19 protein-coding genes are annotated in these 19,832 nt (G+C 66.0%); 6 read left to right on the top strand and 13 right to left on the bottom strand.

All coding sequences use genetic code 11. From position 1 onward, the window contains the following. Positions 1–13: 13 nt before the first annotated feature. A complete protein-coding gene (locus ACWPW1_RS06025; protein ID WP_237140571.1) occupies positions 14–337 on the bottom strand; it encodes a hypothetical protein in 324 nt (107 codons plus the stop codon). Positions 338–514: 177 nt separating this feature from the next. On the opposite strand from ACWPW1_RS06025, the gene leuS reads away from it, so the two are divergent. The 6 genes from leuS (at position 515) to pgm (ending at position 8,374) form a co-directional block, all read left to right on the top strand. Next, positions 515–3,178: a leucine--tRNA ligase gene (leuS, locus tag ACWPW1_RS06020; RefSeq protein ID WP_454252558.1), complete on the top strand. Its 2,664-nt coding sequence runs from the start codon at positions 515–517 to the stop codon at positions 3,176–3,178. 25 nt (positions 3,179–3,203) lie between these two features. After that, positions 3,204–3,818, top strand: a complete 615-nt coding sequence (locus ACWPW1_RS06015; protein ID WP_059313901.1) for an LPS-assembly lipoprotein LptE — start codon at positions 3,204–3,206, stop codon at positions 3,816–3,818. A gap of 48 nt (positions 3,819–3,866) precedes the next feature. Then, positions 3,867–4,910: a DNA polymerase III subunit delta gene (gene holA / locus ACWPW1_RS06010; protein WP_454252557.1), complete on the top strand. Its 1,044-nt coding sequence runs from the start codon at positions 3,867–3,869 to the stop codon at positions 4,908–4,910. A gap of 83 nt (positions 4,911–4,993) precedes the next feature. Next, positions 4,994–5,155 (top strand): alternative ribosome rescue factor ArfA, encoded by a 162-nt coding sequence (gene arfA, locus ACWPW1_RS06005; RefSeq protein ID WP_059313899.1) that lies wholly within the window; start codon positions 4,994–4,996, stop codon positions 5,153–5,155. Positions 5,156–5,228: 73 nt separating this feature from the next. After that, complete coding sequence (locus ACWPW1_RS06000) at positions 5,229–6,551, top strand: lytic murein transglycosylase (RefSeq protein ID WP_434775957.1); 1,323 nt, start codon at positions 5,229–5,231, stop codon at positions 6,549–6,551. A 158-nt stretch (positions 6,552–6,709) separates the two neighbouring features. After that, complete coding sequence (gene pgm, locus ACWPW1_RS05995; protein WP_454252556.1) at positions 6,710–8,374, top strand: phosphoglucomutase (alpha-D-glucose-1,6-bisphosphate-dependent); 1,665 nt, start codon at positions 6,710–6,712, stop codon at positions 8,372–8,374. Between the two features lie 131 nt (positions 8,375–8,505). Here pgm and lipA read toward each other — a convergent pair whose 3' ends face one another. From lipA to ACWPW1_RS05935, 12 genes are all read right to left on the bottom strand, one after another. Then, positions 8,506–9,507, bottom strand: coding sequence for a lipoyl synthase (gene lipA / locus ACWPW1_RS05990; RefSeq protein WP_271654108.1), 1,002 nt, complete (start codon positions 9,505–9,507; stop codon positions 8,506–8,508). A gap of 1 nt (position 9,508) precedes the next feature. Then, a complete protein-coding gene (lipB, locus tag ACWPW1_RS05985) occupies positions 9,509–10,165 on the bottom strand; it encodes a lipoyl(octanoyl) transferase LipB (RefSeq protein ID WP_059313895.1) in 657 nt (218 codons plus the stop codon). Further along, positions 10,165–10,440, bottom strand: coding sequence for a DUF493 domain-containing protein (locus tag ACWPW1_RS05980; RefSeq protein WP_059313894.1), 276 nt, complete (start codon positions 10,438–10,440; stop codon positions 10,165–10,167). The genes lipB and ACWPW1_RS05980 overlap by 1 nt, the downstream gene beginning before the upstream one ends. A 73-nt stretch (positions 10,441–10,513) precedes the next feature. Next, positions 10,514–11,674, bottom strand: coding sequence for a D-alanyl-D-alanine carboxypeptidase family protein (locus tag ACWPW1_RS05975; protein WP_059313893.1), 1,161 nt, complete (start codon positions 11,672–11,674; stop codon positions 10,514–10,516). A 126-nt stretch (positions 11,675–11,800) separates the two neighbouring features. After that, positions 11,801–12,790 (bottom strand): septal ring lytic transglycosylase RlpA family protein, encoded by a 990-nt coding sequence (locus ACWPW1_RS05970; RefSeq protein ID WP_059313892.1) that lies wholly within the window; start codon positions 12,788–12,790, stop codon positions 11,801–11,803. Beyond that, a complete protein-coding gene (mltB, locus tag ACWPW1_RS05965; RefSeq protein WP_434775954.1) occupies positions 12,790–13,812 on the bottom strand; it encodes a lytic murein transglycosylase B in 1,023 nt (340 codons plus the stop codon). Before mltB ends, ACWPW1_RS05970 begins: the two co-directional genes overlap by 1 nt. 20 nt (positions 13,813–13,832) lie before the next feature. After that, the gene (rodA, locus tag ACWPW1_RS05960; RefSeq protein ID WP_271655909.1) at positions 13,833–14,936 is read right to left on the bottom strand and encodes a rod shape-determining protein RodA; all 1,104 of its coding nucleotides are present in this window, start codon (positions 14,934–14,936) and stop codon (positions 13,833–13,835) included. A 44-nt stretch (positions 14,937–14,980) separates the two neighbouring features. After that, entirely contained in the window at positions 14,981–16,888 is a 1,908-nt protein-coding gene (gene mrdA, locus ACWPW1_RS05955; RefSeq protein WP_059313889.1) for a penicillin-binding protein 2, read from the bottom strand. 12 nt (positions 16,889–16,900) lie between these two features. Next, entirely contained in the window at positions 16,901–17,368 is a 468-nt protein-coding gene (rlmH, locus tag ACWPW1_RS05950) for a 23S rRNA (pseudouridine(1915)-N(3))-methyltransferase RlmH (RefSeq protein WP_007159668.1), read from the bottom strand. A 4-nt stretch (positions 17,369–17,372) separates the two neighbouring features. Further along, the gene (rsfS, locus tag ACWPW1_RS05945) at positions 17,373–17,723 is read right to left on the bottom strand and encodes a ribosome silencing factor (RefSeq protein ID WP_059313888.1); all 351 of its coding nucleotides are present in this window, start codon (positions 17,721–17,723) and stop codon (positions 17,373–17,375) included. A gap of 10 nt (positions 17,724–17,733) precedes the next feature. After that, a complete protein-coding gene (gene nadD, locus ACWPW1_RS05940) occupies positions 17,734–18,396 on the bottom strand; it encodes a nicotinate-nucleotide adenylyltransferase (protein ID WP_017642517.1) in 663 nt (220 codons plus the stop codon). Beyond that, on the bottom strand, positions 18,396–19,661 hold the full coding sequence (locus ACWPW1_RS05935) for a glutamate-5-semialdehyde dehydrogenase (RefSeq protein ID WP_454252555.1): 1,266 nt from the start codon (positions 19,659–19,661) through the stop codon (positions 18,396–18,398). Before ACWPW1_RS05935 ends, nadD begins: the two co-directional genes overlap by 1 nt. Positions 19,662–19,832 lie beyond the last annotated feature (171 nt).

The raw sequence follows: 19,832 nt of genomic DNA, 5'->3' as shown, positions 1-19,832 counted from the left end.
GTCGCGGCGGCGCTCAGTGTAGGGGAGCGCGGACCCGAGCAGAAGGACTCTCGACCAGGACCTGGCGTCCCTGGCAGTGACTGCAGAAGGATCCCACCGGCTGTACCCGTCCGCAGCCCAGGCAGCAGGCCATGGCCGCCTCCGTCGCCTGGTGACGTTCCAGCCAGCGCCTGATCAGGGCGTACTCGGCCGGACTCAGGCCCTGCACCTCTATTTCCCCGTCAGCGCTGTCGTAGAGGCGCTCCTGGGTGGCGGCCTCATCCAGCGCCAGGGCCAGGCGGCGTTGCAGGCGTACGTCGACGGGCAGCTTTTCGGACTCGCGTCGAAACTTTCCCATGATGGCGATCATCCTCCCGGATAATTGAACAGACGTTCGAATAGCCTAGTACGGCCCTCTGGACCCTGCCTCCCCCGGAGTGCGAAACAAGCGGCGGACCGGGACATTTCCCCGCGCTCGGGGGGTCATGTATGCTTGGCGGCTCGATCAAACGCCTCTGCAGCCCTCGACACGCCCATGCAAGAACACTATCAGCCCTGCGAAATAGAAGCCGCCGCCCAGTCCTTCTGGGACCAGAATCTGTCCTTCAAGGCCACCATGCGCCCGGGCCAGGAGAAGTTCTACTGCCTGTCGATGTTCCCCTACCCCAGCGGCAAGCTGCACATGGGGCACGTGCGCAACTACACCATCGGCGACGTCATTGCCCGCTACCAGCGGATGCTGGGCAAGAACGTCCTGCAGCCCATGGGTTGGGACGCCTTCGGCATGCCCGCCGAAAACGCCGCCATGAAGAACGGCGTGGCCCCGGCCAAGTGGACCTACGAGAACATCGCCTACATGAAGTCCCAGCTGCAGAGCCTGGGTCTGGCGATCGACTGGTCCCGTGAGGTCACCACCTGCAAGCCCGACTACTATCGCTGGGAGCAGTGGCTGTTCACCCAGCTGTTCGAGAAGGGCATCATCTACCGCAAGAACGGTACGGTGAACTGGGACCCGGTGGACCAGACCGTACTGGCCAACGAGCAGGTCATCGACGGCCGCGGCTGGCGCAGCGGTGCGCTGATCGAGAAGCGCGAGATCCCCATGTACTACTTCCGCATCACCGACTATGCGGAAGAGCTGCTGACCTCCCTCGACGGCCTGCCCGGCTGGCCCGAGCAGGTCAAGACCATGCAGCGCAACTGGATCGGCAAGTCCCGCGGCATGGAGGTGCAGTTCCCCTATGACCAGGAGAGCATCGGCGCCGAAGGCACCCTGAAGGTCTTCACCACCCGCCCCGACACCCTGCTCGGCGCCACCTATGTCGCCGTGGCCGCCGAACACCCGCTGGCCACCCAGGCCGCCCAGGGCAATGCCCAGCTGCAGGACTTCATCGACGAGTGCAAGCGCGGCGGCGTCGCCGAGGCCGACATCGCCACCCAGGAGAAGAAAGGCCTGGATACCGGCCTGTTCGTCTGTCACCCGCTGACCGATGCCCGCCTACCAGTCTGGGTCGCCAACTATGTGCTGATGCACTACGGCGACGGTGCGGTCATGGCCGTTCCCGGTCACGACGAACGTGACTTCGAATTCGCCAACAAGTACCAGCTGCCCATCGTCCAGGTGGTGGATACCGAAGAGGCCACCCGTGTGCTGGCCAATCCGGACGACTACAGCCCGGCGGAATACGAGCGCTACCAGTTCGACCCGGTGCAATGGAAGGACTGGTACGGCAGCAAGGAAGGCTTCCTGATCAATTCCGGCGCCTACGACAACCTCGCCTACGACGCCGCCTTCGACGCCATCGGCGCCGATCTGCAGGCCAAGGGCCTGGGTCAGCCGCGCACCCAGTTCCGCCTGCGCGACTGGGGCATCAGCCGCCAGCGCTACTGGGGCTGCCCGATCCCCATCATCCACGGTGACGACGGCGTCGACATCCCGGTGCCCGCCGACCTGCTGCCGGTGGTGCTGCCCGAAGACGTGGTACCCGATGGCGCCGGCTCGCCCCTGGCGCGCATGCCCGAGTTCTACGAGACCGTCGATCCGCGCAACGGCCAGCCGGCCCGCCGCGAAACCGACACCATGGATACCTTCGTCGAAAGCTCCTGGTACTTCGCCCGCTATGCTTCGCCCAATTTCACCGGCGGCATGCTGGACAAGGAAGAAGCCAACTACTGGCTGCCCGTCGACCAGTACATCGGCGGCATCGAGCACGCCATCCTGCACCTGCTCTACTCGCGCTTCTTCCACAAGCTGATGCGTGACCAGGGCCTGATCGATTCCGACGAGCCCTTCGAGAACCTGCTGACCCAGGGCATGGTGGTGGCCGAGACCTACTACCGCACCAATCCCAACGGCAGCAAGGACTGGTTCAACCCGGCCGATGTCGAGGTGGAGCGCGATGCCAAGGCCAAGGTGATCGGCGCGCGCCTGAAGAGCGATGGCCAGCCGGTGGAAATCGGCGGCGTCGAGAAGATGTCCAAGTCGAAGAACAACGGCGTCGACCCTCAGGCGATGATCGACCAGTACGGCGCCGACACCTGCCGCCTGTTCATGATGTTCGCCTCGCCGCCGGACATGAGCCTGGAATGGTCCGACTCCGGCGTCGAAGGCGCCAGCCGTTTCCTGCGTCGTGTCTGGCGTCTGGCCCAGGCCCATGTGGGCCAGGGGCTGCCGAGCGCCGGCGCCCTCGGCGAGCTGTCGCCCGCCCAGAAGGACGTACGCCGCGCCATCCACCTGGCCATCCGCCAGGCCAGCCAGGATATCGGTCAGCATCACAAGTTCAACACCGCCATCGCCGCGGTCATGACCCTGATGAACGTGCTGGAAAAGGCCGCCCAGGACAGCGATACCGATCGCCGTCTGCTGCAGGAAGGCCTGGAGGCCGTCACCCTGCTGCTGGCGCCCATCACCCCGCACATCGCCCACGGCCTCTGGCAGCAGCTGGGCCACAGCGATGCGGTCATCGATGCCCGCTGGCCGCAGGTCGACGAAAGCGCCCTGGTGCAGGACAGCCTGCAGATCGTCATCCAGGTGAACGGCAAGCTGCGCGGCCAGATCGAAGTACCGGCCGACGCCAGCCGCGAGACCATCGAGGCCGCCGCCCGCGCCAACGAGAACGTGGCACGCTTCACCGAGGGCCTGACCATCCGCAAGGTCGTCGTGGTCCCGGGTAAACTGGTCAACATCGTCGCCAACTAAGACACGCGAACGGAGCAGACAACAGATGAAGAAACGGATTCTCCCCGGCCTTGCGGTAGTCGGCCTGGCGACCTTGCTGACCGCCTGCGGCTTCCAGCTACGCGGCACCGGCGAAACGCGCCTGACCGTGAACGAGCTGAACCTGACGGCACGCGACGCCTACGGCCAGACCGTCAAGGACGTGCGCGACATGCTCGAAGACGCCCATGTCCGGATCACCTCGGGCGCGCCCTACACCCTGGATCTGGGCGGCGAAGCCCAGAGCGAGCGCACGGCCAGCTACACCAGCGGCGCCCGCAGTGCCGAAGTGGAGCTGACTACCCGTCAGCCCTACACCATCGTCGGCAAGAACCAGGCGGTGCTGGTCAGCGACTACCTGGAAACCCAGCGCTATTACGTGACCGACCAGAACAACATAGTCGGTTCCGAACAGCAGAAGGACCAGCTGCGTCGCGAAATGCGTCGCGAACTGGTGCAGCAGCTGGCCGCTCGCCTGCAGGCCCTGACGCCGGAGCGTCTGGACAAGCTGCAACGCGACGCCGACGCCCGCGCCGCCGCCAAGGCCGAAGCCGACCGCCGCGCCCGCGAGTCCGCCCCGCCGCAGCAGTCGCCCATCGAAATCCCCACCCCTGCGCGCTAAGCGCCGCACCCGGAGCCGCAAGGCTCCGGTTTGCCATCCCGGTTCACCATGAAACTCAACGCCAACCAGCTGGGCAAGCAGCTCCAGGGCTCGCTGGCCGCCGTCTATGCCGTCAGCGGCGATGAGCCCCTGCTCTGCCAGGAAGCCAGCGACGCCATTCGTGGCGCGGCCCGCGCCCAGAGTTTCGACGAACGCGAGGTCTTCGACGTCGATGCCGGGTTCGACTGGGGCCGTCTCTACGAGGCCGGCGCCAGCCTTTCGCTGTTCGCCCAGAAACGCATCCTCGAATTGCGCCTGCCCACCGGCAAGCCCGGCGACAAGGGCTCCGCCGCCCTGCTCGACTACCTGGCCCGCCCCGCCGAAGACACCCTGCTGCTGATCAGTCTGCCGCGGCTCGATGCCGCGGCCCAGAAGACCAAGTGGGCCAAGGCCCTGCTGGAGCACGAGCAGGCGCAATTCGTGCAGATCTGGCCGGTGGAACTGGCGCAGTTGCCGCAGTGGATCAACCAGCGTCTGTCGCGTCTGGGCCTGGCCGCTACCCCTGAAGCCGTCGAGCTGATCGCCGAGCGGGTGGAAGGCAATCTATTGGCCGCTGCCCAGGAAATCGAAAAGCTCCGCCTGCTCACCGAGGGCTCCCAGGTGGACGCCGAGACGGTACGCGCCACGGTGGCCGACAGCGCCCGCTACGACGTCTTCGGCCTGCTCGACGCTGCCCTGGCCGGTGATGCCGAGCATGCAGTGCGCATCCTCGAAGGCCTGCGCGGTGAAGGCGTGGAAGCGGCCGTGGTGCTCTGGGCCCTGGCCCGCGAACTACGCCTGCTGGCCAACCTGGCCTACCTGCAGGAAAGCGGCACGCCCCTGGAGCGCGCCTTCACTCAGGTCAAGCCGCCGGTGTGGGACAAGCGCCGCCCCCTGGTCAGTCGGGCCCTGCAGCGCCAGGGCGCACGCCGTCTGGAAGCCCTGCTGCGGGACGCCCAGGTCGCCGACGAACAGATCAAGGGACAGGCACCTGGCGATGTCTGGCTGACCCTCGCCAGCCTCGCCCTGATGCTTGCTGGCAAGCGGCTGACGCTGACCAAGCCCTCGCCATAGCCGCTCCTTGTAATCCCCGGCCCTTGCAATAGACTGGCATGCCCCCATCAAGGGGTGACATCCCTCCTTCGGAGTACGCACGCATGGCCAAGAAATACAGCCGCGGCCCTAACAAGGCCAAGGTCCTCGTCAGCGATCCCTGTTTTCGCTCACGCCAGGAGCGACCCGCCAAGGGCAAAGGCAGCTACCGCCGCGAAGCCTTCTCGTTGCAAGACGAGAAGGCTTCGGTCTTTCTGGCCGCCTGAAAGCTAGGCCCAGACGCCAGGACCCGGGCCGTGCTAAGGTGAGGCTTCCTGCCTAGACGTCCGGTGGAGACAGATGCAATTCGGGAAAACCCGCGGATTCAAGACCGGCGGCCTCCTCGCCGGAACCCTGGTCACCCTGCTGACCGCCGCCCTGGCCGCCTGCGCCCAGACTCAGACGGCGCCCACCACGGCGTCCTCCTCTCCGACCTCGCCCAGTCCCGCCCCTGCGGCGAACGCCTCCGCCAACGCGGCCGAGGCCATGCCCCAGCCGGACGAGAGCTTCGAGCAGTGGCGTAGCCGTTTCCGCACCCTGGCGCTGGGCCGTGGCGTCTCGGCAGCGACCTTCGACCAGGCCTTCGCCGGCGTCGAGCCCGATCCGGCGGTGATCGCCGCCGATCGCAGCCAGCCCGAATTCACCAAGCCGGTCTGGGAATACCTGGAATCCGCCGTCTCGCCGCTGCGCGTGCGCAATGGCAAGAGCCTGCTCATTCAACAAGCGGGGTTGCTGGCCTCCCTGGAAGCCCGCTACGGCATCGAGCCCGCGCGTCTGGTGGCCTTCTGGGGCATGGAGAGCAACTACGGTAACAACATGGGCAACAAGGGCGTCATCCGCTCCCTGGCGACCCTCGCCTACGAAGGTCGCCGCCCGGACTTCGCCCAGGACCAGCTCATCGCCGCCCTCGGCATCCTGCAGCACGGAGACGTCACCGCCGACCGCATGATCGGCTCCTGGGCGGGCGCCATGGGCCAGACTCAGTTCATTCCCACCACCTACGACCAGTACGCGGTGGACTTCGACGGCGACGGTCGCCGCGACATCTGGGGCTCCACTGCCGATGCCCTGGCCTCCACCGCCAACTACCTCAAGGCCTCCGGCTGGCAGGATGGCAAGCCCTGGGGCTACGAGGTACGGGTACCGACCAACTTCGACTACAGCCTGGCCGACATGGGCGTGCGCAAGACCCTGGCCGAGTGGAACGCCCTGGGCGTCCAGGGCCTCGGCCTGCCGCAACCGGCGGCCCTGCCTAGCGACAGCGCCTCGCTGCTACTGCCTGCCGGCCATCGCGGCCCGGCCTTCCTGGTGCTCAACAATTTCCGCACCATCCTCAGGTACAACAACTCCAGCTCCTACGCCCTGGGCGTGGCGCTGCTCTCGGATCGCTATCGCGACGCCGGCCAGATCGCTGGCAGCTGGCCCACCGACGACCTGCCGCTGAGCCGCAGCGAGCGCGTCGAACTGCAGCAGCGTCTGGCTGCGCTCGGCCTGGACCCGGGCAGCGCCGACGGCATCATCGGCGCCAACACCCGCAAGGCCATCCGCGCCTATCAGCAGTCCCAGGGCTGGCCCGCAGACGGCTATCCCAATCATCAGCTGCTGGAAAAATTGCGCGGCTGATACCCTGCCCTGCCAGGCGGCCTCAGCGTGCACGAATCCGCATTCTGAGGATCGCCTCTCGGGCGTAATGAGCAAACTGCGATCGCCAAGGTCGAACGCGAGTCGCGTCGCCCGGGGTACTCGAACGCCCGGGCTCCATTCAAGCCAAGGAACCCGAGATGAGTATTGCCGCCAACGCAGGACGCCTCCCCGACGAGAATACCCTGACCCATCTGCCGCGCCTGGTGGCGCGCTACTACAGTGATCGCCCCGAGCCCAGCGATCCGGGTCAGCAGGTGGCCTTTGGCACCTCCGGGCACCGCGGTTCCTCGCTCAAGGGCAGCTTCAACGAGTGGCACATCCTCGCCATCACCCAGGCCATCTGCGAGTACCGCAAGGCGCAGGGCGTCGACGGTCCGCTGTTCATGGGCATGGACACCCATGCGCTGTCCGAGCCGGCCTTCATCTCCGCCCTGGAAGTCCTGGCCGCCAACGGCGTGGACGTCCGTATCGACGCGGGCTGCGCCGAGACCAACGGTGAGCCGGGGTATACGCCCACCCCGGCGCTGTCCAACGCCATCCTCGAATACAACGCCGGCCGCACCTCGGGCCTGGCCGACGGCATCGTCATCACCCCGTCGCACAACCCGCCGGCCGATGGCGGCTTCAAGTACAACCCCACCAATGGCGGTCCGGCCGACACCAACGTCACCAAATGGATTCAGGACCGTGCCAATGCCCTGCTGGCGTACGGTCTGGAAGGTGTCCAGCGCATGGATTATCGCCAGGCGCTCAAGGCTGCCACTACCCAGAGATTCGATTTCCTCGACAGCTATGTCAGCGGGCTGGGCCAGGTCATCGACCTGGACGCCATCCGTGGCTCCGGCCTGACCTTTGGCGTCGACCCCCTCGGCGGCGCCGGGGTGCACTACTGGCCGCGCATCGCCGAGCGCTATGGCCTGCCGCTGGAAGTGCTGTCGACCCGTGTCGATCAGACCTTCCGCTTCATGCGCCTGGACTGGGACGGCAAGATCCGCATGGACTGCAGCTCGCCCCACGCCATGGCCGGCCTGATCGAGAACAAGGACAGATTCGACGTCTCCTTCGCCTGCGACACCGACCATGACCGCCACGGCATCGTCGCCCGCTCGGTGGGCCTGCTCAACCCCAACCATTACCTGGCGGTGGCCATCGAGTACCTGTTCACCCATAGACCCCAGTGGAGCCAGCAGGCCGGCATCGGCAAGACCCTGGTGTCTTCCTCGATGATCGACCGGGTGGCCCAGGGCATCGGCCGCCAGGTGGTGGAAGTGCCGGTAGGCTTCAAGTGGTTCGTCGACGGCCTGCTGGACGGCAGCCTGGGCTTTGGTGGCGAGGAATCCGCCGGCGCGTCCTTCCTGCGCAAGGCTGGCGGCGCCTGGTCCACCGACAAGGACGGCCTCATCCTCGGCCTGCTGGCGGCGGAAATCACCGCCGTGACTGGCAAGGACCCGGGCGAGCGCTACCAGGCCCTGACCGAGCGCTTCGGCGCGCCGGTCTACCAGCGCATCGACGCCGCCGCCGACCGCGAGCAGAAGGCCCGACTCGGCAAGCTGTCCGCGGCCCAGGTGACGGCCAAGGAGCTGGCCGGCCAGCCAATCACCGCGATCCTCACCGAGGCTCCCGGCAACGGCGCCGCCATCGGCGGCCTCAAGGTGGTCACCGAGAACGGCTGGTTCGCCGCCCGCCCCTCGGGCACCGAGGACGTCTACAAGATCTATGCGGAAAGCTTCGAGGGCGAAGCCCACCTGGGCCGCATCCAGGAAGAAGCCAAGGCGCTGGTGGACGGCGTGCTGCGCGGCTGATGGCGCGCGCCCTCACCCCAACCCTCTCCCTCAGGGAGAGGACGCTAAAAGCGGGTCGGTGAGGGATTGGCTGCGCAGCCAGCATGAAAAAGGGCAGCCAGTGGCTGCCCTTCTCTATTACGACGCGAGGATCAGCTGATCTTCTTGGCGCCGTGCGCCTGCTGGTCGGCGTGGTAGGACGAGCGCACCAGCGGACCGGAAGCGACGTTCTTGAAGCCCATCCTGGCGCCTTCCTCGGCAAACCAGGCGAAGGTATCCGGGTGGACGAAGCGCTGCACCGGCAGGTGGTTGCGCGAGGGCTGCAGGTACTGGCCGAGGGTCAGCATGTCGATCTCGTGCTCGCGCATGCGCTGCATGACCTCGATGACTTCCTCGTCGGTCTCGCCCAGGCCCAGCATCAGGCCGGACTTGGTCGGCACGTGGGGCACGCGCTTCTTGAAGTTCTGCAGCAGGTCGAGCGACCACTCGAAGTCTGAACCGGGGCGCGCGGCCTTGTACAGGCGCGGGACGGTCTCCAGATTGTGGTTGAAGACATCCGGCGGCTCCTGCTCGGTGATCGCCAGGGCGACGTCCATGCGGCCGCGGTAGTCGGGTACCAGGGTCTCCAGCTGGATGCCGGGCGTGAGCTTGCGGATCTCGCGCAGGCAGTCGACGAAGTGCTGGGCACCACCGTCACGCAGGTCGTCGCGGTCCACCGAGGTGATCACCACGTACTTGAGGCCCAGGTCGGCGATAGCCACTGCCAGGTTCTTCGGCTCGTCCACGTCCAGCGGCTTCGGCCGGCCGTGGCCAACGTCGCAGAAGGGGCAGCGACGGGTGCAGATGTCACCCATGATCATGAAGGTGGCGGTGCCGCCGGAGAAGCACTCGCCCAGGTTCGGGCAGGAGGCCTCTTCGCAGACGCTGTGCAGCTTGTGCTTGCGCAGCAGTTGCTTGATGCGCTCGACCTCGGGGGTAACCGGGATGCGCACGCGGATCCAGTCCGGCTTACGCGGCAACTCCTCGGTAGGAATGATCTTTACCGGGATGCGCGCGACCTTCTCGGCACCGCGCAGCTTGACGCCGGCTTCCACCTTGTTGGGGCGGGCGGGCGGGGTAAGGGTCTGGACGCTGTCTTGTACTGTAGTGGTCATGTCAATCCGATTCCAGGGTGATCGGTTCGGGGTAGCCCAGGCGCAGACTCAGGTGACGGACCAGAGACTCGCGGACGTCGTCGAAAGCTAGTGGCCCGGTCACCAGATCGCGGAGCTGGGTCATGGCCAGGCCGGCATAACCGCAGGGGTTGATCCGGCGGAAGGGCGCCAGATCCATGTCAACGTTGAGCGCCAGTCCATGGAAGGAACGCCCATTACGGATGCGCAGCCCCAGCGAGGCGATCTTGGCGCCGTCCACATAGACACCCGGCGCATCGGCGCGGGCCTCGGCCTGCACACCCCAATCGGCGAGCAGCGCGATCAGGCTGTCTTCCATGGCGCTGACCAATTCTCTCACGCCCAGGCCCTTGCGGCGAACATCCAGCAGCACATAGGCGATGAGCTGACCGGGACCATGGTACGTGACCTGGCCGCCACGATCGACCTGCACCACCGGAATGTCGCCCACGGCAAGCAGATGCTCGGGCTTGCCGGCCTGACCCTGGGTGAAGACCGCGGGGTGCTGGAGCAGCCAGAGTTCATCGACCGTCTGGGCGCTGCGCTCATCGGTGAAGCGGCGCATGGCCTCCAGAGTCGCCTCGTAGGGCCGCAGGCCCCAGCGGCGCACGCCCAGGCTTGCCGGGGCGGGAATGGTCATCAGATCACCATGTGTACGCGGCCGGTGGCGCGCAGATCCTGGTGAATGGCCTGCAGCTGATCCACGCCGGTAGCGGTGATCAGTACCTGCACCGACAGGAAGCGACCATTGCGGCTATCGCGGGTCACCAGGGTGCCACGGTCGAGATCCGGCGCATGGCGCTGGACGGTATCGAGCACCAGCTCGGCGAAATCGGCAGCGGCATCACCGATCACCTTGATGGGATAACGCGGGCAGGGAAATTCGATCTTGGGGGGTTGTACGTCTTCGGTCATGCGGACTTCCAGGCCGACCGCTGTCGGCAGGGGGCGAAAGGCCCGCGAGCGCGGGCCTTTCCAGAACAACGGATCAGTTGAACAATCCGTAGAAGAACAGGCGAATGCTATCCCACAGGCGACGGAAGAGGCCACCCTCCTCGACCGGCTGCAAGGCGACCAGGTCGGCGGTGTGCACCACCTTGTCATCCAGCTTCACCTCGACCTTGCCGATCACCTGGCCCTGGGCGATGGGAGCGGTCAGCTGCGGATTGAGCACCATCTCGGCATGCAGCTTCTTGGCCTGGCCGCGCGGCAGGGTCATGGTCAGGTCATTGGCCAGACCGGCCTGGACCTCACGAGCGTCGCCCTTCCAGACCGGCGCCTTGGCCAGCTCGGTGCCCTTCTTGTAAAAGGACTGGGTCTCGAAGAAGCGGAAGCCGTAGGTCAGCAGCTTCTGGGTCTCGGCGGCGCGGGCCTGTTCGCTGTTGGTGCCGAACACCACGGCGACCAGGCGCATGCCGTCGCGTACGGCCGAAGCCACCAGGCAGTAGCCGGCTTCGTCGGTGTGACCGGTCTTCAGGCCGTCGACGGTCTTGTCGCGCCACAGCAGCAGGTTGCGGTTGGGCTGCTTGATGTTGTTCCAGAAGAATTCCTTCTGGGAGTAGATGGCGTAGTGCTGGGCATCGGCATTGATGATGGCGCGCGCCAGGATGGCCATGTCATGGGCCGAGGAATAGTGGTTCGGGTCCGGCAGACCGGTCGCGTCCATGAAGTGGGTATTCTGCATGCCCAGCTTCTGCGCGGTGGTATTCATCATGTCCGCGAAGGCATCTTCACTGCCAGCGATGTGCTCGGCCAGGGCGACGCTGGCGTCGTTGCCGGACTGGATGATGATGCCGTGCAGCAGGTCACCGACCGACACCTGGGTACCGACCTTGATGAACATCCGCGAACCGCCGGTACGCCAGGCGTGCTCGCTGACGGTGACCATGTCGGATTCCTTGATGCGCCCCCGGTCGATTTCCAGGGTGGCGATATAGGCGGTCATCAGCTTGGTCAGGCTGGCCGGCGGCAGGCGCTGGTCGGAATTGGATTCGGTGAGCACGGCGCCGCTGTTGGCATCCATGAGAATCCAGGCCTTGGCGGCCAGCTGGGGCGCTGCCGGGACCATTGTCTCGGCCGCCCAGACGGCCGGGACACAGGCGATCGTTACTAGGAGGAGCAGGCGTCGAGCGATTTTTGCGATTGTCATCCGAATCTCTGAAAGGTTGGGGTATGGCAGGAGCAGCGGACCCAGGACACCAGGCCCACCTCGATCCGCACGGGGCGGATCACGAAGGCAGGGGTCGGCGGCTGGGCGTCATGAAGCATCCTTGCTTCAATCCGGTTGCACGAGAGACGCCTGACCCAGCCGGGCCACGCGTACGCTGTTCTGGAGCTGGGCGACCTCAGCCGGCTGGACCGGTCCGAGACGGACCCGATGCAAGGTCTGCTGGTTGCGCACCGTCGAACTGATGAACACCGGGGCACCGGTCAGGTCGCTGAGCTTGTCCTTGAGCAGTTCCGCAGCGTCCGGATTGGCGAAGGCCGCCACCTGCAGATAGAGCCCAGCGGCTGGGACAGAAACGTTTTTTTTTGCGTCGACGACGGCCGGGGTCACCGGCTCGGCGTGCTGGTTGACCGGTGGCGTATAGGTCTCGATGGCGCCGAAGGTCTGCGTCTCGGTGGTTTTCTGGGCCACCGGCGCCTGGCGCGGCTGCGCCAGCACCATGGGCACCGCCTGACCGCGCTGGGCCCAGTACTGCTGCGGATCGATACCCTCGACGCTGACCCGCGCGGTACCGATCTCGGCATAGCCGAGCTTCTTGGCGGCGGCAAAGGACAGATCGATGACCCGGTCGGAGTAGAAGGGACCGCGGTCGTTGACGCGCAGGATGACGCTGCGGCCATTGTCCAGGTTGGTGACTCGCACATAGCTGGGCAGCGGCAGGGTCTTGTGCGCGGCGGTCATGCCATAGAGGTCGTAGGTCTCGCCGTTGGCGGTGGCCTGGCCGTGGAACTTGGTGCCATACCAGGACGCCGTACCGGTCGCGCGGTAGTTGCGCGAGTCGGTCAGCGGGAAGTAGGTCTTGCCCAACACGGTGTAGGGGTTGTTCTTCAGCGGCCCGTTGTAGGGCATGGGCACGGCATCGGGAATGCGGCTGACGTCCACGTCCCACCAGGGTGCGCCGTCACGGTGCGGACGCAGGTAGCCACCCGGCCCCGCGACGCCCTTGCTGGTCGGCTTGGGCGCCTGGCTGGAGCAGCTCACCAGCAGCAGGCCGAGGCCCAGGCAGCCGGCCAGGCGCGCCATGGCAGTCAGACGCATCACGGCTTGGCACCCTCCGCGGCATGGCGCTCGGCAATGGCGGTCGCCAGATCGGTCACCGCCATGGCGTACATGACGCTGCGGTTATATCGGGTAATGGCGTAGAAATTGGGCAGGCCCATCCAGTACTCCGGTCCCTTGTCTCCGTCGAGGCGGAACGAGGTTACACGCAAATCGTCACGCAGGGCAGGGTCTTGGGCGTTCCAGCCCAGGGCGCGCAACTCGGCGACGCTCTTGACCGGCTCGATTCCGGCCACCACGCCCTCCTCCGCCCGGTCACCGCTGACCTGGGCACGGATGGCGGTAGGCCCGCGGCCGGACCAGCCGTGGCGCTTGAAGTAGTTGGCCACGCTGCCGATCGCATCGGTGGGGTCGGACCAGATGTTGATGTGGCCGTCGCCGTCGAAGTCCACCGCATAGGCGCGGAAGCTGCCCGGCATGAATTGCGGCAGCCCCATGGCACCGGCATAGGAGCCGGTGAGACTGAGGGGATCGACCTGCTGTTCGCGGGCGAGTAGCAGGAATTCCCGCAGCTGGCTGCGGAAGAAAGGTGCACGCGGCGGATAATCGAAGGCCAGGGTCGAGAGCGCATCCAGCACCCGGTAGTTACCGGTGTTGCGCCCATAGAAGGTTTCCACGCCGATGATGGCGACGATGAACTGGGCCGGTACGTCGTATTCACGCTCGGCACGGGCAAGTGCCTCTTCGTGGGCCTTCCAGAACTCGACGCCCTGAGCGATGCGACGATCGGTGATGAAGATGGGCCGGTATTCGCTCCAGGGCTTGACCCGCTCGGCCGGTCGCGAGATGGCGTCGAGAATGGCCTGCTTGCGCTCGACCTCGCCGAACAGCGCCTGCAGCTGTTCCGGGGCGAAGCCGTAACTCTGACTCATCTCGGCGATGAAGTCGCGCGTCAGCGGTGCCGTGTCGTAGTCACCCGCGACGACACCGGTCGTCACGCCCATCGCCGCCGCGAGCCCCAGGCTCTGCAGGCAGCGATGCATCCATCCCATTGTCGGCATCTAACCCTCTGTGTTGCGTGTTAAACCTGGGCGATCCACTTGCGGTGCGTGTGGATCGACATCAAAACTCCGAACCCGGTGAACAAGGTAACCACCGAGGTGCCGCCATAACTGATGAAAGGCAGCGGTACGCCCACCACGGGCAAGAGCCCGCTGACCATGCCGATGTTGACGAAGACATAGACGAAAAAGGTCATGGTCACGCCGCCGGCGAGCAACTTGCCGAACAACGTCTGGGCCTGCACCGTGATGGTCAGCCCGCGACCGATGAGCAGCAGATAGAGCACCAGCAGCAGGCAGACGCCCACCATGCCGAACTCTTCACCGAGCACGGCAATGATAAAGTCCGTGTGACTTTCCGGCAAAAAATCCAGATGAGACTGGGTACCCAGCAGCCAGCCCTTGCCGAACACCCCGCCCGAGCCGATGGCGGCCTTGGACTGGATGATGTTCCAGCCGGCCCCCAGCGGATCCATTTCCGGATCGAGGAAGGTCAGGATCCGGCGCTTCTGGTAGTCGTGCAGGACGAAGAACCACATGGCCACCGCCAGGGGGACCGCGGCGCTCACCGCACCGATCAGCCAGCGCCATTGCAGGCCGCCAACGAACAGCACGAAGCCACCCGAGGCCAGCACCAGCATGGCGGTACCGAGGTCGGGCTGGTCGAGGATCAGCACGAAGGGCACCACCACCAGCGACAGGCTGATCAGGCTGTGCTTGAAGTTCGGTGGCAGGCTGCGCTTGGACAGGTACCAGGCCATCATCATGGGCATCAGCAGCTTCATGAATTCCGATGGCTGGAAGCGGATCACCCCGGGAATGTTGATCCAGCGAGTGGCGCCCATGGCGTTGTGGCCCATGACGTCCACCACCACCAGCAGGGCCACGCCGATCACGTAGCCCAGCGGCACCCAGCGCGCCATGAAGCGCGGCTCCAGCTGGGCGACGATGGCCATGGCCACCAGGCCGAGGCCAAAGGAGCTGGCCTGCTTGAACAGCAGGTCGAGGCTGCGACCGCCTGCGGAGTAGAGGACGAACAGGCCCGTCGCTCCCAGCATCAGCAGCAGGATCAACAGGGGACCGTCGATATGCAGGCGCTGCAGCAGGGTGGCGCGCCGCTTCATCACGTCCCCTTCGGGGATGGTGCGATCGAAGTTGGGGGCAAGACTCATGGCTGCACCTTGGTCGCGGCGGCAGTGGCCGCAGCGGTACTGGGCTTGGCGTATTCCGCCTTGAGATGGCCCTGGTCATCGAGCAGCCAGGCGTCGAGGACCTGGCGCACCACCGGGGCGGCCACGCCACTGCCCGACTCGCCGTTCTCGACCATCACCGCCACGGCGATCTGCGGATTGTCCGCCGGGGCGAAGGCCACGAACAGGGCGTGGTCACGGTGCCGCTCCTTGAGCGCCGCCGAGTTGTACCTCTCGTTCTGGCGAATGGCGACCACCTGGGCGGTACCACTCTTGCCGGCGATGCGGTATTGGGCACCGACATTGATCTTGTGCGCGGTGCCGCGGGGATTCTGCACCACCATCTCCATGCCGTGGACTGCACGATCCCAGTAGCTGTCGTCCTTGAGCTGGATATCGGGCATGGGATTGGTGTCCACCGGCGGCTGGCCGTCCAGGGTTCTGGCCAGGTGCGGACGGATCCACTTGCCGTGGTTGGCGATCAGGGTGGTGACCTGGGCCAGCTGCAGCGGCGTGGTCTGCATGTAGCCCTGGCCGATACCGAGGATCAGCGTCTCACCCGGGAACCAGGCCTGCCGACGGGTAGCGCGCTTCCACTGGCGCGAAGGCATCAGCCCCGGGGACTCCTCGAACATGTCCAGGGCGACCTTTTGCCCGAGCCCGAACTTGCCCATGTACTCGGCGAGCCGGTCGATGCCGATCTTGTGGGCCAGATCGTAGAAATAGGTGTCGTTGGATCTCATCAGGGCCATGTCCAGATCCACGTAGCCTTCGCCGCCGTGGTTCCAGTTGCGGTACTTATGATCGTAGTTGGGCAGCTCGTAGTAGCCCGGATCGAAAATCCGCGCCTGGGGCGTGGTGGCGCCGCTGTCGAGACCGGCGATGGCCACCGCCGGCTTGATGGTCGAGCCCGGCGGGTAGAGCCCGCGCAGCACGCGGTTGTAGAGCGGGCGATCGATGGAATCGCGCAGCTCGGAATATTCCTTGAAGCTGATCCCGGTAACGAAGGGATTGGGGTCGTAGCTCGGCTGGCTGACCATGGCCAGCACCTCGCCTGTCTTGGGCTGAATGGCGACGATGGCACCGCGGCGCCCGCCCAGGGCGGCTTCGGCGGCGGCCTGCAGGCGGGAATCGATGGTCAGGACGATGTCCTTGCCCGGCTTGGGGTCGGTGCGATTGAGCACCCGCAACACCCGGCCGCGGGCGTTGGTCTCCACTTCCTCGTAACCCACCTCGCCATGCAGCTCGGGTTCGTAGAAGCGCTCCACGCCGGTCTTGCCGATATGATGGGTGCCGCTGTAGTTGACCGGATCCAGGCGCTTGAGCTCCTGCTCATTGATCCGGCCGACGTAGCCCACGGAATGAGCGAAGTGCTCGCCCATGGGATAGTGGCGCACCAGCTGCGCCGTCACCTCGACCCCGGGTAGACGGAACTGGTTGACGGCGATCTTGGCGATCTGCTCCTCGGTCAGCTCGAATAGCACCGGCACCGGTTCGAAGGGCCGCCGGCCCTGTTTCATGCGCTTCTCGAACAGCTCGCGATCTTCCTCGGTCAGGCCCAGGACCTGAACCAGGGTATCGAGGGTCTCCCGCCAGTTGTCAGCCCGCTCACGGGTGATGGTCAGGCTGAAGCTGGGGCGGTTGTCGGCGACGATGATGCCGTTGCGGTCGTAGATCAGCCCACGGGTAGGCGGAATCGGCTGAACGTGGACCCGATTGTTTTCCGAGAGGGTCGAGTGGTACTGGTACTGGATGACCTGCAGGTAGTACATGCGCGCCACCAGTACGCAGGCGAGCACGAGAAAGAGTGCCGCCCCGACCATCACGCGGGCGCGGACGAGCTGGGCGTCTTTCTCGTGGTCCTTGAGGCGTATGGGTTGCGACATCGCAGGTACGGACTACTTGTGATACGGATGGCCGGCCAGTACGGTCCAGGCACGGTAGAGCTGTTCACCGACGAGGATGCGCACCAGCGGATGCGGCAGGGTCAGCGGCGAGAGCGACCAGCGCTGCTCACTGCGCGCCTGCACCTCGGGAGCGAGGCCCTCGGGGCCGCCAACCATGAGATTGACGGTGCGGGCTTCCAGGCGCCACTGCTGGAGTGTTTCAGCCAGTTGCTCGGTGCTCCAGGGCTTGCCGGTGACCTCCAGGGTCACCACGCGCTCGCCCGGCTGCACCTTGGCCAGCATGGCCTCACCCTCCTGGCGGATCAGCCGGGCGACGTCGGCGTTCTTGCCACGGGTCTGCAGCGGGATCTCGACGAGCTCCAGCGGCAGTTCCGGTGGCAGACGCTTGACGTACTCGTGCCAGCCCTCCTCGACCCAGCGCGGCATGCGCGAGCCGACGGCGATGAGACGCAGGCGCACCGGCTTATTCGCCGTGAGCGGCGCGGCTCTGCTCGGCCCCGCGCCAGAGGCGCTCGAGGTCATAGAACTCGCGGGTGGTCGGCAGCATCACGTGGACGACCACGTCACCCAGGTCCAGCAGCGCCCATTCGCCGCCTTCCAGGCCTTCGCTGCCCAGCGGGCGCACGCCCTGCTGCTTGACCTTTTCCAGCACGTTGTCGGCCAGCGACTTCACGTGGCGGCTGGAGGTGCCGCTGGCGATGACCATGATGTCGGTCACGCTGGTCTTTTCGCGCACGTCCAGGGAAACGATGTCCTGGGCCTTCATATCTTCCAGGGCGGCGATGGCCACCTGGACGAGTTGTTCGCTTTGCATGGTGTAGCTCTTACCTCGGTTCGGAGGACGCCGGATAGAGACCGTGCGTCCGGATGTAGTCAAGCACGGCATCGGGCACCAGGAAGCGGATCGACTTCCCGGTGGCCAAGAGGCCGCGAATCTGGGTAGCGGACACCGCGAGCGGGTTCTGCCAGATAAAGGTGATCTGCCCGCCCGGCCCTTTCAGGGCCTGGGGATCGGGCTGACTGCGCGCCGCCAGGAAATCGCGCAATTCCTGACAGGGCTCGCTGTCGGCGTCGGGCCGTTGCAGGACCAGGATGTGGCACAGCTCCAGCAACTCGCGCCAGCGATGCCAGCCTGGCAGGCCACAAAAGGCGTCCCAACCCAGCATCAGTAACAGCTGCACTTCATCGCCGAGTTCGGCGCGCAGGCTTTCCAGGGTCTCTATGGTATAGGAGTGGCGCGTTCGGCGCAGTTCCCGGTCATCGACCACCAGGGTCGCGACGTCGGCCACCGCCAGTCGCACCATCGCCAGGCGATCCTCGGCGGAGACGCTGGGTGCCTCGCGATGGGGCGGCCGGGCGCTGGGAATCAGCCGCAGCTCGTCCAGCGCCAGGGCCTCGGCTACCTCCAGCGCAGCGCGCAGATGGCCGATGTGCACGGGATCGAAGGTACCGCCGAACAGGCCGATGCGGGTGGGCAGACTGCTCATCAGCTACGGACGTGGCCATCGCCGAAGACCACGTACTTCTCGCTGGTCAGCCCTTCCAGGCCCACCGGCCCGCGGGCGTGCAGCTTGTCGGTGGAGATGCCGATCTCGGCGCCCAGGCCGTATTCGAAGCCGTCGGCGAAGCGGGTAGACGCGTTGACCATCACCGACGCCGAATCGACCTCGGTAAGGAAACGCCGGGCGTCGCTGAAGTTTTCGGTCACGATGGCATCGGTGTGCTGCGAGCCATAGGCATTGATGTGCTCGATAGCCGCGTCGAGGCCGTCCACCACCCGGATGGACAGAATCGGCGCGTTGTATTCGGTACGCCAGTCTTCTTCGCTCGCGGCCAGCACCTCGGTGCCGAGCAGCGCGCGGGTCCGCTCGCAACCGCGCAGCTCCACATGCTTGTCGCGGTAGATGGCGGCCAGGGGGGGCAGCACCTGCTCGGCGATGACGGCATGAACCAGCAGCGTCTCCATGGTGTTGCAGGGGGCATAGCGCTGGGTCTTGGCGTTGTCGGCGATGCGGATGGCCTTGTCCAGATCGGCGGCGCGATCGATGTAGACATGGCAGATGCCATCCAGATGCTTGATCACTGGCACCCGGGCATCGCGACTGATCCGCTCGATCAGGCTTTTGCCACCGCGCGGCACGATGACGTCCACATACTCGGGCATGGTGATCAGCGCGCCTACGGCGGCGCGGTCGGTGGTTTCCACCACTTGGACCAGCTCCGCAGGGAGATCGGCCTCGGCCAGACCGGCCTGGATGCAGGCAGCGATGGCCTGGTTGGAATGAATGGCCTCGGAACCACCACGCAGGATGGTGGCGTTGCCGGACTTGAGGCAGAGGCTGGCCGCGTCGATGGTCACGTTGGGCCGCGACTCGTAAATGATGCCGATGACACCCAGCGGCACGCGCATCTTGCCTAGCTGGATGCCCGAGGGCACGTATCTCATGTCGCGGATTTCGCCAATGGGATCGGGCAGGGTCGCGACCTGACGCAGGCCTTCGATCATGTCGTCGATGCGCTGGGGCGTGAGTGCCAGACGATCCAGCATGGCCGGCTCCAGGCCGTTGGCCCGTGCCGCGCTCAAATCCTGCTCGTTGGCAGCGGTCAACTCGGCGCGGCAAGCGTCGAGGGCCGCGGCAGCAGCGAGCAGCGCGCGATTCTTCTGGGCGGTGCTCGCCCGGGCGGCGACCCGCGACGCGGCACGGGCAGCCTGGCCAAGACGGGTCATGTAGGCGGAGACGGACTCGGTCATGGTCGGCGGCCTGCGAAAGACGGTAGGAAAGCCGCAGAGTATAGCGTCGCCAGGCCTGGCGCGGCCAGCGCCGAGGGGCCTGGCGATGGCATCCGGTTGCTCGATTTGGTTGACTCGCCACGGCCTGTCGGGAATCATCCGCCGCTATATTTGCCGTTCAGCTTGCGTTCA

The organism is Pseudomonas sp. Marseille-Q7302 (assembly GCF_965111925.1).
Note: the sequence above shows the minus strand (reverse complement) of the source record. Positions and strands in the feature narration are given on the sequence as shown.